13 protein-coding genes and 3 tRNA genes are annotated in these 14733 nt (G+C 69.9%); 4 read left to right on the top strand and 12 right to left on the bottom strand.

What is annotated here, in order from left to right; genetic code table 11:
* Positions 1–538: 538 nt before the first annotated feature.
* A complete protein-coding gene (locus FHU30_RS23425; protein WP_253878691.1) occupies positions 539–1222 on the top strand; it encodes a hypothetical protein in 684 nt (227 codons plus the stop codon).
* Positions 1223–1359: 137 nt separating this feature from the next.
* On the opposite strand, the gene FHU30_RS23420 is transcribed toward FHU30_RS23425, so the two are convergent.
* From FHU30_RS23420 to FHU30_RS23390, 7 genes are all read right to left on the bottom strand, one after another.
* A complete protein-coding gene (locus FHU30_RS23420) occupies positions 1360–1866 on the bottom strand; it encodes a GNAT family N-acetyltransferase (RefSeq protein WP_253878690.1) in 507 nt (168 codons plus the stop codon).
* Between the two features lie 12 nt (positions 1867–1878).
* The gene (locus FHU30_RS23415) at positions 1879–3075 is read right to left on the bottom strand and encodes a glycosyltransferase family 2 protein (RefSeq protein WP_253878689.1); all 1197 of its coding nucleotides are present in this window, start codon (positions 3073–3075) and stop codon (positions 1879–1881) included.
* 226 nt (positions 3076–3301) lie between these two features.
* On the bottom strand, positions 3302–5590 hold the full coding sequence (locus tag FHU30_RS23410) for an arylsulfatase (protein ID WP_253878688.1): 2289 nt from the start codon (positions 5588–5590) through the stop codon (positions 3302–3304).
* Between the two features lie 15 nt (positions 5591–5605).
* Positions 5606–6574: an ABC transporter substrate-binding protein gene (locus FHU30_RS23405; RefSeq protein WP_253878687.1), complete on the bottom strand. Its 969-nt coding sequence runs from the start codon at positions 6572–6574 to the stop codon at positions 5606–5608.
* Positions 6571–7506: an ABC transporter ATP-binding protein gene (locus FHU30_RS23400; protein ID WP_372503935.1), complete on the bottom strand. Its 936-nt coding sequence runs from the start codon at positions 7504–7506 to the stop codon at positions 6571–6573. The genes FHU30_RS23405 and FHU30_RS23400 overlap by 4 nt, the downstream gene beginning before the upstream one ends.
* On the bottom strand, positions 7479–8225 hold the full coding sequence (locus FHU30_RS23395; RefSeq protein ID WP_253878686.1) for an ABC transporter permease: 747 nt from the start codon (positions 8223–8225) through the stop codon (positions 7479–7481). Before FHU30_RS23395 ends, FHU30_RS23400 begins: the two co-directional genes overlap by 28 nt.
* A gap of 111 nt (positions 8226–8336) precedes the next feature.
* Complete coding sequence (locus FHU30_RS23390) at positions 8337–9290, bottom strand: TauD/TfdA dioxygenase family protein (RefSeq protein ID WP_253878685.1); 954 nt, start codon at positions 9288–9290, stop codon at positions 8337–8339.
* 369 nt (positions 9291–9659) lie between these two features.
* Here FHU30_RS23390 and FHU30_RS23385 point away from each other — a divergent pair, with 369 nt between their 5' ends.
* Positions 9660–10286: a TetR/AcrR family transcriptional regulator gene (locus FHU30_RS23385; protein ID WP_253878684.1), complete on the top strand. Its 627-nt coding sequence runs from the start codon at positions 9660–9662 to the stop codon at positions 10284–10286.
* Between the two features lie 392 nt (positions 10287–10678).
* Here FHU30_RS23385 and FHU30_RS23380 read toward each other — a convergent pair whose 3' ends face one another.
* Positions 10679–11404, bottom strand: a complete 726-nt coding sequence (locus FHU30_RS23380; protein ID WP_253878683.1) for a TetR/AcrR family transcriptional regulator — start codon at positions 11402–11404, stop codon at positions 10679–10681.
* Positions 11405–11522: 118 nt separating this feature from the next.
* On the opposite strand from FHU30_RS23380, the gene FHU30_RS23375 reads away from it, so the two are divergent.
* Together FHU30_RS23375 and FHU30_RS23370 are read left to right on the top strand one after the other, a co-directional pair.
* Positions 11523–12461, top strand: a complete 939-nt coding sequence (locus FHU30_RS23375) for an ATP-binding cassette domain-containing protein (RefSeq protein ID WP_253878682.1) — start codon at positions 11523–11525, stop codon at positions 12459–12461.
* Positions 12458–13303: an ABC transporter permease gene (locus FHU30_RS23370; RefSeq protein WP_253878681.1), complete on the top strand. Its 846-nt coding sequence runs from the start codon at positions 12458–12460 to the stop codon at positions 13301–13303. Before FHU30_RS23375 ends, FHU30_RS23370 begins: the two co-directional genes overlap by 4 nt.
* 28 nt (positions 13304–13331) lie before the next feature.
* On the opposite strand, the gene FHU30_RS23365 is transcribed toward FHU30_RS23370, so the two are convergent.
* The 4 genes from FHU30_RS23365 to FHU30_RS23350 form a co-directional block, all read right to left on the bottom strand.
* Positions 13332–13406, bottom strand: a tRNA-Val gene (locus FHU30_RS23365).
* A gap of 50 nt (positions 13407–13456) precedes the next feature.
* A tRNA-Cys gene (locus tag FHU30_RS23360) sits at positions 13457–13527 on the bottom strand.
* Between the two features lie 28 nt (positions 13528–13555).
* Positions 13556–13627, bottom strand: a tRNA-Gly gene (locus FHU30_RS23355).
* Between the two features lie 104 nt (positions 13628–13731).
* On the bottom strand, positions 13732–14730 hold the full coding sequence (locus tag FHU30_RS23350; protein ID WP_253878680.1) for a CHAP domain-containing protein: 999 nt from the start codon (positions 14728–14730) through the stop codon (positions 13732–13734).
* Between the last annotated feature and the right edge of the window lie 3 nt (positions 14731–14733).

Genomic DNA, 14733 nt, shown 5'->3' with positions numbered 1-14733 from the left:
TGCTCCCCAACAAGATCACTTTCCACACCTAGAGAGATACCTCCTTTGTGTTCACGTGTTCTTGTGCGTTCGGGGCCTCCTAGGTGCTTGGGCTTGTGCCCGCGTCTGGTGTGCGTGGGGCTTTGCGCGGGTGCTCTTGTGTTCGGCCTCTGCGCGCGCCCTTGTGCTGGCGTGACGCGTGCGTTCGAACGCGTGCGCCTGTTTACGCGCGTTGTCTTGCATGCGTGTCGCCTTGTACGCATGGGCTTGTACACGCATGGCCTTGTACCTGCTGGGGTTCTTGGGCGTGCGTGGATTCTGGTCGCCTTCTTGGCGGTCGGGGTTTGGTGTGGCTGGGTGGTGGTGGGGTGGGCTCTCCATTGGTGGGAAGTTCGGTGGATTGCGGGGTTGCGGGTGTCCGGGTGTGGACGGGGTGATCTCGAACTGGGGGTGGTAGAGACCCGTCCAAGCAGGCGATTTGTTGGTGGCTGGGATGGGGTAGGTGGCGATGGCCGGCACTCGGCAAGGGGCCGCGTCCGAGGCGCAGAGCTTGCGGCCGGTGGTGGTGGCCGTGGCCACCGCCGTCTGCGGATCGGTTCTGACGACGCTGCTGGCGAGCACGGCGGGTGCGCCGCCGGTTGGGGCGCTGCTTGCGACGATTCTCGGGGCGGCGATTCCTCCTCTCATTGCGACGGCCGGGCCGTTCCATGCGGTCAGGCTTTACGGGGCCGTCCTGGCGGCGGCCATCGGCCTGGCCATCGCCTACGGCGGCTTCTCCGTCACCTATGTGGTCTCAGGCGAGAAGCCCAAGAACCTGCCGCTTCCGGGGGAAGCGAAGGGGAGCGGGCACTCGTCCGGGAAGTCGGGCGGGTCCGTTCTTACTGAGAGCGGCAAAGAGCCCGGCATCGAGGTGTCCCCTGACAGTGTGGAGCTGACGTGCGTCGGCCGGGGGCAGGGGTGCTTGAAGACGGTCACTCTCAAGAGCACCGGAGACGTGCCGCTGCGCATCGGCAACATCGTTGCTGAGAGCGATGGCGTCTCCGTCGCCGCCGAGGACTGCGCGCACAAGGAATTCGCCAAGGGGGCGAACTGCACCCTCGCGCTATGGCTGGTGGCCGAAGGCGCGCCGACACGCGTCGTCATCCACCAGAACCTTCCGGGCAAGCCCAGCTACGTTCGGGTCTCCCGTCCGTCGGGTCCGTCCAGTCCGCCGGTTACTTCGCCGGAGGTCACTCCCTCCTAGGCAGATTGGGCAACTAGGGTCTGCCGGTGCGGTGAGAGTTTGGTGCGGTCGAGGGCTCGGGGTTGTTGGCGGTGGGCGGGGCTTTTGCGGGGTTGATGAGTGATCTAGTGGAGTTGGGACGGGCGGTCTGCTGGGGGTCATGTGCCGGTCCTTTCGCTGCGGCGTTCCAGGAGGATGACGTCTCGCCACTGGCCGTGGTGGCGGGCTATGCGGTGGCGGGTGCCGACTGTGCGGAAGCCGGCGTTGTGGTGGAGGCGGAGGCTGGCGGTGTTCTCGGGGAAGATGCCGGACTGGAGCGTCCAGATGCCTGCGGCCTCGGTGGACTGGATGAGGGTGTCGAGGAGTGATGCGGCGATGCCGCGGCCCTGGTGGGACGGGTCGACGTAGATGCTGTGCTCCACGACGCCCGCGTAGACGGCGCGAGGCGATACCGGGGAGACGGCGACCCAGCCCAGGGGCTTGTCGGTGATCGCGTCTGCGGCCACGTGGTGGTGGTCCGGGAGTTTGGCCTTGTCGAAGGCCTCCCAGGTGGGAGCGGTGGTTTCGAAGCTGGCGTTGCCGGTGTCGAGGCCCGCCTGGTAGATCGCTAGGACGTCGGGAGCGTCGGCCGGGGTCATCGGGCGGACGTGGACGGGGATGGGCACGGTTCCTCCTCGCTAGCGGCCCTTGTGGTAGGTGGTGAGGCCGGTGGCCAGGCCCAGGGGGACCAGGAGCAGTTCTACGATCATGGCCTTCCAGGCGTAGTACGTGTTGACCGCGCGGATCGGATAGAGGCACGGCAGGTTGGCAAGGACCTGGAGGGGCGGGAGGCCGCGTTTTCGGGCGGCGTAGAGGAGTGTGGCGATGAGCAGCGGTAACTCGCTGGCCAGCCACCAGGTGACGGCGATGGCGGGCGGGATGTGCCAGGCCATCGTGAGAAGGACGGGCGTCAGCCACCACAACGGGGCCAGCAGGATCTCCAGGACGGCGAGGACGACCCAGAGCGCGAGCATCGGCTTGCGGAGCACCATCGGACGCAGGTGCATGCGGACGTTCTGGAAGAACCCCGACATCCAGCGCCAGACCTGGCGGCGCAGGAAGGGCAGGGTCTCGGGGTCGGCGGCCCAGGCGACGGCGCCGGGGACGTAGACGGCGCGGCGGCCCTCGATCTGCCACGTCCAGGTGGCGTCCATGTCCTCGACGATGGTGCGCTCCGGGAAGCCGCCGGACGCGGTCAGGACGTCGCGGCGGAAGGCCGAGCAGCAGCCGGAGCAGACCATCGGGCTCGCGGCGCCCTGCTGGATGGGCCGCTGGAAGTGGAAGCCGAACAGGTACTCCACCGAGCGGCCGCGTTCCCAGAGGGTGCGGGTGAAGCGGGTCTGGACGTTGCCCGCCGCGATCGCCACGGCCGGGTCGGCGAACACCGGGCGGACGCGTTCGATGTAGTCGGGGGCGAGGACGGTGTCGGCGTCCACGGCGAGGATCAGGTCGCCCTCGCAGTGGGGGAGCGCGTGGTTCTGCGCGCGGGCCTTGCTGCCCAGGCGGCGGTCGGGGCGCAGGACGGTCGCGCCGTGGGCGCGGGCGACCTCGCCGGTGCGGTCGGTGGACCCGTCGTCGACCACGATGATCTGGACGGGCGGGACGGTCTGCCGGTGCAGCGACTCCAGCGTGGCGGGGAGGCCCGCCTCCTCGTCATGGGCCGGGACGATGACGGTGACCGTCAGGGGAACGTTGGCAGGCGGCGTGATGCCGGTTGCCGATGGGGTGGTGATGGTCGTTGGCGTCGAGGTGGCATTCGGTGGTGTGGCGAAGCTCGCGGGCGGCTCGGCGGTGAGCGGCGTGATGGCGGTCGCCGGGAGGGCGGCGGCGGTCATCGGGTGGCCCGCAAGTGGGTGAGGGCGCGGGTGGTGGTCGTGGTGATCCAGACCGCGCCGTAGATCAGCGTGCTGATGCCGATCCCCGGAAATCCTCCGTGCATGACTGATCCTTTCTGGTGTGCCGGTTCGGGCTCACGGACCATCGTGGGCCGCCCGGCACACCCGGGAAAAGTCGACGCCGAAACTGTGGATAACTTTCAAGAACGGCAGGTCACGCCCTATGTCACTCGTAGGCGGCCGCTGCTGCGCGCAGGGCAGCCAGCACCTCCTGCGGGTCGTAGGACGCGGGTGCGCCCGGCCGGTAGGTGACGGATTCGAGCGAGCCCGTGTAGGGGAAGGCTCCGTAGCGCTCGTAGAGAGGCCAGGAAACGGGGGAGCGGCGGTCGATCCCTACGTCGATGCCTTGCATCGGGGCCATGCCGATGAGCATTCGGACGTCGCCCAGGCGTCCGGCCAAGGTGCCGTCCACGGTGATGGCGAAATCCCAGCGGTATCCCTCTAGCGCGGTGGCCGAAACGGTGAGGGAGTGTGGTCCGGCGGGTAGCGTTCCCAGGTCTACCTCGTAGAGGACGCCGTACTCGTTGTAGGCGAACCAGAGATGACCGTCCTCGATGTAGAGGTTGTAGCCGCCGCCTTGGTCGCCGTGCGCGAACAGCACTCCGGCCGTATCGGCCTCGTGCGTGAGGCGGATGTCCACCTCGAAATCGCGGAAGGCGACCAGGCGGGCCGAGCGGTAGCGCTCCAAATGCGGAGTCCCGGGAAGCAACGTGACCGGTTCGCGGAAGGCGTCCTCCGAAGCGGGGCGAGCCGTCCATAGGTAGCCGGTGCCGTCGTCCAAGGGGAACACCTGGTTCTGCCAGGCGGCCTCTTCCCAGGCGGCAGCCAGTTCCTTCACCAGATCCGGGTGCTCGGCGGCCAGGTCGTTGGTTTCTGTGGGGTCGGTACGGAGGTCGTACAGCTCCCATGGGTCCTCGTCATGCGGACGCCCCGGACGATGCAGAGTGACCAGTTTCCAGCCGTCCCGGTAGTAAGCGCGGTTACCCGTCATCTCCGCGTACTGCTCCGGGTGAGTGCTCAGTGCCGACGCGTCCCGTAGCGGCGCGACGAAGCTGACGCCGTCCAGCGACTTCACCCCAGTGGACGCGCGCGAAACACCTGTCAGATCCAAGAGCGTAGGCAGGACGTCCGTGACGTACTGGAACTGGGTGCGAACGCCGCCCGCCTCGTCCGCCAGCCCGCGCGGCCACGAGATGACGAACGGAACGCGTACGCCGCCCGCATGTGTCTGCCCCTTGTAGAGGCGGAACGGCGTGTTCGACGACATTCCCCAACCACGCGGATAGTGGACCATGGTGCGGGGCCCACCGATGAGTTCCGGATCGCGCGCCACGTCCGTTTCCCAGTCGTCCGGTAGGCCGACCCTGGAGAGGAACTGGGCGAAGTAGCTTCGCGTCCCGCGGATGCCGCCTTCGCCCGTCCCACCGTTGTCGGACGTGAAGATGACGATGGTGTTGTCCAGCTCGCCCAGCGCTTCGATGGTGGCCAGTAGGCGCCCGAGGTTCTGGTCCACGTTGTCCACCATCGCGGAGTAGACCTCCTGGTAGCGGACGAACAGGTCCCGGTCCTTCTCCGATAGCGAGTCCCAAGCGGGGACGTCCAGGAACTGCTCGCTGTTGCGCGGCGGTAGGGCCGTCCCCTCCGGGAAGAGGCCGTTCGCGATCTGGCGTGCGAAGCGTTCGTCCCGTAGGGCGTCCCAACCGCCGTCGTACCGTCCCCGGTACTTCGCAATGTCGGAGGGTTTCGCTTGCAGCGGCCCGTGCACCGCCGGATGCGCGAAGTACAGGAAGAACGGCTTACGCGAGTTGGCGCGCAAGCCCTTGAGGAGCCCGATCGCCTCGTCCGTGAGGTCGTCGGTCAGGTAGTAGCCGTCCGGGTAGGAATCGACCTCGACCGGCGAGTTGTCTCGGACGAGCCGATGCGGGTGATGCAGACTCGTCAGGCCCTCAAGAATCCCGTAGAAGCGATCGAAACCGCGCTGTGTGGGCCAGGACGACCGGGCGGCGCCGTCGTTCATAGTGGCGTCCTTGGTGAGGTGCCACTTTCCTATGGCGAACGTCGCATACCCGCCCCCGCGCAGGGTCTCGGCGAGTGTCGGCACGTCGTCGGCGATTTCGAAGGTGTAGCCAGGGAAACCGGGGTCGGCGTTAGCGACGAAGCCGAATCCGGCGCGGTGCGGGTTCAACCCGGTCAGAAGCGCCGCGCGGGACGGCGAGCACAGCGGATTGGTGTGGTAGTTGGTCAGCCGCAGGCCGCGCTCGGCGAGCCGGTCGAGCGTCGGCGTCTCGATCTCCGCGCCGAACGGGCCGATGTCGGAATAGCCCATGTCGTCCAGCAGGACGATCACGACGTTGGGCGCGCCCTCGGGAGCCGAACCCTCCGGCCACCAGGGGAGGGGAGTCGGCGACGGTCCGCCCGACCTCCGCTCCGTGGCCAGGGTAGCGCCGAGTCTCACGGCGGGTCTCAGAAGTCACGACGCGAACTCCCCGTTGAAGCGGGAGTCGAACTCCTCGTGGACGTCGAGCTTGCGCGGTAGCAGCCCCAACTGGAAGTAGGCGTCCGCCTGGGCCTGCTGGTCGGCGATGACGGAATCGTTGATCTGCGTCTCGACGGCCGAGCTTCTGCCCAGCAGCGCCTTGGCCAGTGGCAAGGGGACGTTGTTGGCCTTGCTGTAGGCGGCCGCCCAGGCATCGGGATTGGCTACGGCCCACGCATGAGCCTTAGCCGTCCGCTTCACGAAATCCTTGAGCGCCGGCCCCAGCTTGGCGTCTTCCACGGCCTTCTTGCGGGCGATCGAGTAGAACGCGCCCACGCCATAGCCCGCTCCCGTTTCGATAGCGCGCGCGCCGACCTGCCCTTCCGCCTGCGCACGATACGGATCGATGGTCGACCAGGCGTCCACGTCGCCGCGCTTGAAAGCGCTCAGCGCATCCGGGATCTGGAGGTTGACCGGCTTCACGTCCTTGTAGGACAGGCCGTTCTTCGCGAGCGCCTTGATGAGCAGGTACTGCAGGATCGTGCCCTGCGTTACGGCGACCTTCTTGCCCTTAAGGTCGGCGACCGTCTTGATAGGGGAGTCCTTGGGAACGAGGATCGCCTGGGAGGACAGCGCCGGATTCTTGGGCTTCAGTACGGCGATCGTCTTGATGGGCGCACCGGACGCCTGGGCGAAGATGGACGGCGTGCTCGCGGCGAGGCCCACGTCCACCGCGCCCGCCTTCTCCGCCTCGACCAGCTGCGGCCCGGCCGGGAAGGTGCTCCACTTGATCTTGTACGAGGCGCCCTTGTCCTGCCCCGCCGCCAGGAACAGCGCCTTCTCGGTCGCGCCGAGGCTGCCCACCCGGAGCGTGTTCTCCGAGCTGGCGTCGGAGGTGCCGCAGGCGGTCGCCGCCACGGCCACGGTCGAGGCGACGCCGAGCGCGGTCAGGGTCTTTCTCATGTCTGCTTCTCGCTGTCCGTATCGTTTTCGGAAGTGCTCGTATCGGTTTCGGGGCCGTGCGTATCGGTTTCGGAGCTGTCTGTGTTGGGCCCGGAGCTGTCCGTGTTTGGCTCGGGGCTGTCCGTGTCGGGTTCGGAATCCGAGCCGTCGCTCGCCAGGGCCTCACTAACGCCGTCGCTCGCCAGGGCATCATTAACGGAGGCGTCGCTGTCGTCCTGGACGCCCAGTTCCGCGAGCAGGCGCGCGCGCAACGAGGCGAACTCCCCGTCGTGGCGTCTGCGCGGATGCGGGACGTCCACTCGTGCGTCCAGGGAGATGCGGCCATCGGTGAGGACGAGAACCCGGTCGGCCAGCACGATCGCCTCGTCCACGTCATGCGTGACCAGCAGCACCGACGGACGGTGCCGCGCAACCAGTTCGCGCAGAAGCGCATGCATCCGGAGACGCGTGAGCGCGTCGAGCGCGCCGAACGGTTCGTCCAGGAGCAGTAGCTCGGGCTCGCGCACGAGGGCGCGCGCCAGTGCCGCCCGTTGCGCCTCGCCGCCCGACAGGGTGGACGGCCAAGCGCGCGCGTGCTTGGCCAGCCCGACCTCCTCCAGCGCGCGTTCGCCACGTCCACGCTCGGAACGCCCTAGGCCGAGCACCACGTTGTCCAGGACGCGGGACCACGGCAGTAGCCGAGCGTCCTGGAACACCACGGCATTACGCGATGGCACGTCCACCTTGCCGCCGGCACCGTTGTCCAGCCCGGCCAGGATGCGCAGCAGCGTGCTCTTGCCCGAGCCACTGCGTCCCAGTAGCGCGACGAACTCGCCGGGACGGATCGTCAGATCGATCCCGTCCAGGACCGTCCGCTCACCGAACGCCCGCACAAGCCCGCGAACGGTGGTCGCGGCACCCGCCGCTAGTTGCCCTCGAAGCTCGGTCGCCATCGCAGCGCCCTCCTCTCCACCACGCTGACCAGCCCGTTCGACACCAGGCCGAGGACGGCGTAGACCGCCAGCCCGACCACGATCACGTCGGTCTGGGAGAACTCGCGCGCCTGCGTCATCAGGAAGCCGATCCCGCTGTCGGCGTTGATCTGCTCGCTGACCACCAGCACCAGCCAGGCGATGGTGACCGAGAAGCGCAGCCCGACGAAGAACCCGGGCAGCGCACCGGGCAGCACCACCCGCCGGACAAGCCCGATCCGCCCGATGCGCAGCGTCCGGGCCAGCTCGGCGAACCGCGGGTCCACGCCGCGGATCGCCGCGTGGGTGTTGATGTAGACCGGGAACGCGCAGCCCAGCGCGACCAGGATGATCTTCACTTCCTCGCCGATCCCGAACCACAGGATCGCGAGCGGGGTCAGCGCCAGGATCGGGATCGACCGGAGGATCTGCATCGTCCCGTCCAGAACGTCCTCGCCCAGCCGGAACAGGCCGGAGACCAGCGCGATCACCAGTCCGGCCAGCACGCCGAGCACCAGCCCGGCGAGCGCGCGCCGCAGCGACACCCATAGGTGGTGGCCGAGCGTCCCGTCCTGGACGAGATGCCAGCCGGTCTTCGCCACGACCGAAGGCCCGGCGAGCGTCTGGGCGTCGAGCAGCCCGGTGGACGACGCGATCTGCCACGCCGCCAGGAACAGCAGCGGACCGAGCAGCCTGCGCACGCCGCGCGGAACGGTCCTGCCTCGAATGCGCGGCCTCGTGCGCGCGGGCGACGGGCCCGCCACGGATTCCTCCGTGGCGGTGCCCCGCGGGGTGGTGATGGTCGTCATCGGTCAGCCCGCGTGGCCGTTGTAGGCGCTTGCGTCGCCGCTGCGCGAAACGCTGGGACGCCCGTCCACCGACACCGGAACGTCACCGACGACCGTGATGCGCTGGAGCCGCCGCGCCTGGTCGCCGAAGTCGTTCACCACGCGGTGCTGCGTGGCGCGGTTGTCCCAGATGGCGAGGTCGCCCTCCGCCCACGTCCAGCGGACGGTGTTCTCCAACCGGGTGATGTGCTCCTGGAACAGCTTGATGAGCGCCGCCGACTGCTGCGGCGGGAACCCGACCAGCGACCGCGCGAACCCGCCGAGCAGCAGCGTCCGCTCGCCCGTCTCCGGATGGACGCGGACGACCGGGTGCTCGGTCTCGTACGTCACGGAGCTGAACACCTCCGCGCGCCTGCGTCCCTCCTCGGTCTGCGGGTGCGCGGCGGCGACGTAGTCGAACCGGTTGCTGTGCAGCGCCCACAGCTTGTCGGCGAGGTCGCGCAGCTCGGCGGGCAGCGTGTCGTAGGCGGCGGCCGTGTTCGCCCAGCTGGTGTCGCCGCCGTGCGGGGGGATCGTGACCGCGCGCAGCACGGACGCGGCGGGCGGCGCGTCCACGAACGTCACGTCGGTGTGCCAGTGCTCGGCTCCGCCCGCGCCGCCGGAGTAGTCCAGGTCGAGGATGCGGTCGTTGCCGTCCAGGCCGGGGACGGTCGGGTGCGCGGTGGTCAGCGCGCCGAGCCGCCGCGCGAACGCGGCCTGGCCCTCGCCGTCCAGGTGGTCCTGGCCGCGGAAGAAGACGACCTTGTGCGCCAGGAGCGCCGCGCGGATCCCGGCGACGGCGTCGTCCGGCAGGTCGCCGCCGAGGCGGACGCCGGACACCACCGCGCCGATGCGCCCGGCCACGGGCGACACCTCCACGGCGGTGGACGCGTCGGCGGCGGGCGTCTCGGCGACGGACGTGAGCAGGGATGAAGACATGGCTGTCCCTCGATTCGGGGTAGTTCGGGCAGATCGCAGCGGACCGTCCCGCGGGCATGCGGACGGCTTCGATCCGGGGAGAGGCGAACGGACGGTCTGGTCGACGGAACGGACGGTCCGGTCCGACGAGGAGTGGACGGTCGTGGTCCGCGGAGAAGGGGGAGTGGGACGGCTCAGTGGCGACAGAGGGCGGCGGCGACGCGGCAGAAGTCCACGTCGCGGCGGCTGGTGAGCGCGTACGTCCTGGTCACGCCACCGACCGTACGCAGCACGTCCAACAATGTCAACCAAAAAAGTAGGGAAATATGCCGGAGTGAGCACTCACTCCGAGCTTGACGGAGTGAGTGCTCACTCCGTACTCTGGTCGGCATGGAGACCACACCCACCCGCCGCAGGGCCCCCGGCATGAGCCCCGAGGAGCGCAGGGAGATGATCGTGCGGACCGCGCTGCCGCTGGTCGCCGAGCACGGCACCGCCGTCACCACCGGCCAGATCGCCCGCGCCGCCGGCATCGGCGAGGCGACGATCTTCCGCGTCTTCGCCGACAAGGACGCGCTGCTCGACGCCTGCGTGGCCGAGGTGCTGCGCAACGACCACGTGCTGAACGAGATCGGCGAGATCTCCCTGGAGCGCCCGCTCGCCGAGCGGCTCACCGAGGCCGTCGCGGCGATCGACGCCTACCTCGCCCGCATGGGCATGGTCATCGGCGCCCTGTTCGCCACCGGACGCAAGGAGCGCGGCGCCCACGGCGGCGGCGCGCAGGCCGAAGCGGGCCTCGACCGCGGCGCGGCCATGGAGCGCACCCTCGAAGCGATCGCCGAGCTCTTCGAGCCCGAGCGCGACGCCCTGCGCCTCCCGCCGGACCAGATCGCCGCGATGTTCATGGGCCTCGCCTTCAGCCGGTCCCGCCCGGTCGGCGAGACAACCCTCCCCATCGAGGCCGCCATCGACGTCTTCCTCAACGGCGCCCTGAACGCGGCCCCGGCCGCGCCCTGACCCCGCGCTCAGGCATGGACTGAGCGCCAATCCGACGCGTCCCAGGCTGAGCGCCGATCCAACGCGTCCCAGGCTGAGCGCCGATCCAACGCGTCCCGACCAGCCGTCCGCCCTGCGCTCCAGCACGCAAACCTTATGCGGCTGTGCTCCGGCGTCCGAGCGGGCGCGCGCGGGGCTAGGGCTTGTTTCGAAGTGGCCTCGGCTATGCGCGCGAACGCGTGACCAGCGCGGTGCCGCGACGCCGGAGGCGAGCGGCACCGCGCTGATCGCGAAGCGATGCCGCGTTCGCCCAGGCACGGTCACGGAGCGAGCCGCTAGGCGAGCGCAGTGCGCCGGGACTGCGTAAACACGCCGCTAGGCGAGCGCAGTGGGCCGGGACTTTGAAACACAGGCTAGGCGGACGGGGTGGGGAGGGCGGCTTCGATGCAGTCGAGGACGCGCGCCAGGCCGTGGCGGAACTGCTCGTCGCGGCTCATCCGCGGCTGGCGCGCGTCCATCGCGATCTTGGTGAAGACCGGGTAGCGGCCGCTCTCCACGAGGCGCTGGATGTAGGGCAGGTCGCGCGCCGCCCACGCGTCCTCGCTGAGGCCGCTGCGGCGGATCTCCTCGGCCGTGGTGACCTCGTCGCGCGCGGCGCCCTCGACGTAGCCGTTCAGGATGGCCATCAACGCCAGGTTCTCGTCGACCGGAACGTGCGGGTCGAGCACGCCCATCACCCGCTCGATCAGCTGCAGCTGGTTGGGGCCGAAACCTGGGAGCGAGCGGTTCACGCCCGCGATCCACGGGTGGCGCAGCCACATCGCGCGCAGCCCGTCGGCGTAGCGGGTCAGGTCGGCACGCCAGTCGCCGGACGGGACGCCGTCCAGGTCGATCTCGCCCATCAGCCGGTCGGCGGTCAGTTCGAGCAGGTCGTCGCGGCTCGGGACGTAGCGGTAGAGCGACATCGCGCCCGCGCCGATCTCGGTGGCGATGCGCCGCATGGTCGCGGCCTCCAGCCCCTCGGCGTCGGCGATCCGGATCGCCGCCTCGGTGATCTGGTCGCGGCTGTAGGCGGGTTTCGGCCCGCGCGCCGGGCGTTCGGGACGCATCCAGATGTTGGTGTACTCGGCGTCCGGCACCGCTCGCTCTCCCTCCAGTTGCGTACGCAGTACCCAGAAATTTCGCGGAACGTCTTGCGTACGCCGTACCCGGTAACTAGCCTCACTTTCTGCGTACAGCATACCCAGTGGAGGATCCATGCCCGATCCGATCGTCGTCGCCGAGGGCCTGCACAAGGCCTTCGGCGGCACCCGCGCGCTGCGCGGACTCGACCTGAGCGTGCCGAGGGGCACGGTCTGCGGCCTGCTCGGACCGAACGGCGCGGGCAAGACGACGGCCGTCCGGATCCTGGCCACCCTGTCCGATCCCGATGCGGGACGCGCGGCCGTCGCCGGGTACGACGTCGTCCGCGACGCCCGGAAGGTGCGCGAGCGGATCGGCCTCGCGGGCCAGTACGCCGCCGTCGACGAGAAGCTCACCGGACGCGCCAACCTGCGCATGTTCGGGCGCCTCCACCACCTGCCCCGCCGCGAGGCGCGCACCCGCGCGGACGAGCTGCTCGACCGCTTCGGCCTCGCGGACGCCGCCGACCGCCGCGTCGCCGGCTACTCCGGCGGGATGCGCCGCCGGCTCGACCTGATCACCTGCCTCCTGCGGCGTCCCAAGGTGCTCTTCCTGGACGAGCCGACCACCGGCCTCGACCCGCGCGGACGCGCCGAGATCTGGGGCGCCGTCCGCGCCCTCGTAGGCGACGGCACGACCGTCCTGCTCACCACCCAGTACCTGGACGAGGCCGACCAGCTGGCCGACGACATCGCCGTCATCGACCGCGGGCGGGTGATCGCGCGCGGCACGCCCGACGAGCTGAAGGCCGCAATCGGGGACCGGCTCGACGTCGTCCTGGAAGATCCGTCCGGGCTCCGCCCGGCCGCGGTCGTCCTGCACGGCCTGGCCGGGACCGACCCCGCGATGACGGGCCGCGACCGGCTCAGCGTGCCGCTGCCCGGCGGCCACCGCCTCGCCGACATCGTCCGCGAGCTGGACCGCGCCGGCGTCGCCGCGGCCGACATCCGCCTGCGCCGCCCCACCCTCGACGAGGTCTTCCTCCGCCTCACCGCCCAGAAGGAGTCCGCATGACGACCGCCACAGCGCGCAACGTGCCCGCAGCCGGGCGAGCCCTGCTCGGCGACGGGCGGGACCTGCTCAGCGACGGGCTGACCCTGATCGGGCGCGAAATCGGCCGCCTCTGGGCCGAACCTGGGCAGATCATCGCGGCGCTGGCCTTCCCCGTGGTCATGGTCGTGCTGTTCGGCTACGTCTTCGGCAGCGCGATCGCCGTGCCGGGCGGCGGCGACTACCGCGAGTACCTGATGCCCGGACTGTTCGCGATGGTGGTCTTCACCTCCGCCCAAGGCGTCATGACGCGGATGGCCGCCGACGCGTCCCGGGGCGTGATGGACCGCTTCCGCTCGATGCCGATGGCGCGCCTGGCCGTCCCGTTCGGGCAGACCGGCGCGGACGCCCTCGTCGGCCTGCCGCTCCTGGCGGTCATGGTCGGGACGGGCCTGCTGGTCGGCTGGCGGCCGCACCGGGGCGTGGCCCTCACGGCCGCGGCGTTCCTGCTGATCGTCCTGGTGCGGTACGCGCTGAGCTGGCTCGGCGCCTACCTGGGCCTGGTGGTGCGCGACGAGCAGCTCGCGGGCCAGCTGGTGCCGCTGTTCCTGCCGGTGACGATGCTGTCCAACGCGTTCGTCCCGACGGGCGGGATGCCCGCGTGGCTGCGGCTCGTCTGCGACTGGAACCCGGTGAGCGCGATCACGGCCGCCGCGCGCGTCCTCTTCGGCAATCCCGGCGTCCGGACGGCGCATCCGGCCTGGCCGCTGGAGCATCCCGTGATCACCGTGCTGCTGTGGTCGGCCGGGCTGCTGATCGTGTTCGCGCCGCTCGCGGTGCGGGCGCAGAACCGGTGGGGTAAATGAGAAAACCCCAGGTCAGACCTGGGGTTCGTGGTGGGCGATACTGGGATTGAACCAGTGACCTCTACCGTGTCAAGGTAGCGCTCTCCCACTGAGCTAATCGCCCGGGCTCTTGCGAGGGATGCCTCGTGCGCTTGCCAAGCGTGCACGGCGCAGAGGTGGAGACGGGATTTGAACCCGTGTACACGGCTTTGCAGGCCGTTGCCTCGCCTCTCGGCCACTCCACCAGAGCGAGACCGGCGAACGGCCTCTCAGAGCGGAAGACGGGATTCGAACCCGCGACCCTCACCTTGGCAAGGTGATGCTCTACCACTGAGCCACTTCCGCGCGTCCTCCGGGTGGGCCCCGGCGACGTCGTTAACTTTAGCGGAACTCTGAAGGCGATGCCTACTCGATGGCACGCGGCGTGCCTCACGTCCGCGCCGGAAGGGTCAGTCGGTGGCGGCGGCCAGGGTGCGGGAGAGGGTGGAGGTCAGGGTGGACTCGGCGTGCAGGTCGTCCCAGAACGCCAGGTCCTCGTCCTCCTTGAGGTGGGCGATGCGGCCCCAGAACTCGCGGTCCTCGGCCTCGTGCGCGGCCGCGAGGGAGAGCGCGGGCATGACCGTGGTCTCGGTGGTCGCGGCCACCAGGTCGGCGGGGGAGACGTCCGCGGGGAGCGCGACCGGGGCGGCCGGGCGGTGGTGCTTGCCGCGCTTGCGGACGCGGATGGGCGCGCGGTCGGGCGTCATCTCGGCGGCGCGCGCGGCGGCGGCCTTCCCGGCCGTCAGCGCGACCGTCCCGCAGAGGATGAGCGCCAGGACGCCGCCCATCACGACCTCCTGCGAGGGCAGGTTCGTGTCGTGCGAGGCCGGAGCCGGGGCCGGGACGTGCCGGGCCGCCGGGACGGCCGCGTCCTGAGCGGCCCCGATGCGCTGCACCGGCGCCGGGGGGCCGGCGTGCTTGGGCGCGTACTTCTCCGCGCCCTTGACCTTGCCGGGGTAGCCGTAGCCGACGACCATCCCGTCGTCGCACCGGGTGTGCCGGATGAGCTGGCCCCCGTCGGTGTTGCCCTCGATCGTGTGCAGGCAGTCGCCGTCGACCGACTCGACGAGCCCGACGTGGTCGATCTGGTCGACGTCGCCGCTGCCCGACCAGTCGAAGAAGACCAGGGCGCCTGGTTCGGGCTTGTGGCCGAACGCGCCCTGCTTCTCGAACCACTTGGCGTGGTCGATCGTCGAGGCGAACTGGCCGACTTGATCCGCGACCCCTGCCTGCTGGGCGGCCCAGGCGAGGAACATGTCGCACCAGGGCGCGGTCGAGAAGTACGAGTCGTGGTCGCCGTCGACCGACGTGCGGTACCACTCCCCGTACTTGGAGTAGCCGTCGTCCTTCGCCTGGTAGCCGACCTGCTTCCGGGCGACGTCGAGCAGCTTTCCGCCGATGGGGTCCATGAC

Source organism: Actinomadura rupiterrae (genome assembly GCF_024172125.1).
Classification (GTDB): Bacteria; Actinomycetota; Actinomycetes; order Streptosporangiales; family Streptosporangiaceae; genus Spirillospora; species Spirillospora rupiterrae.
Note: the sequence above shows the minus strand (reverse complement) of the source record. Positions and strands in the feature narration are given on the sequence as shown.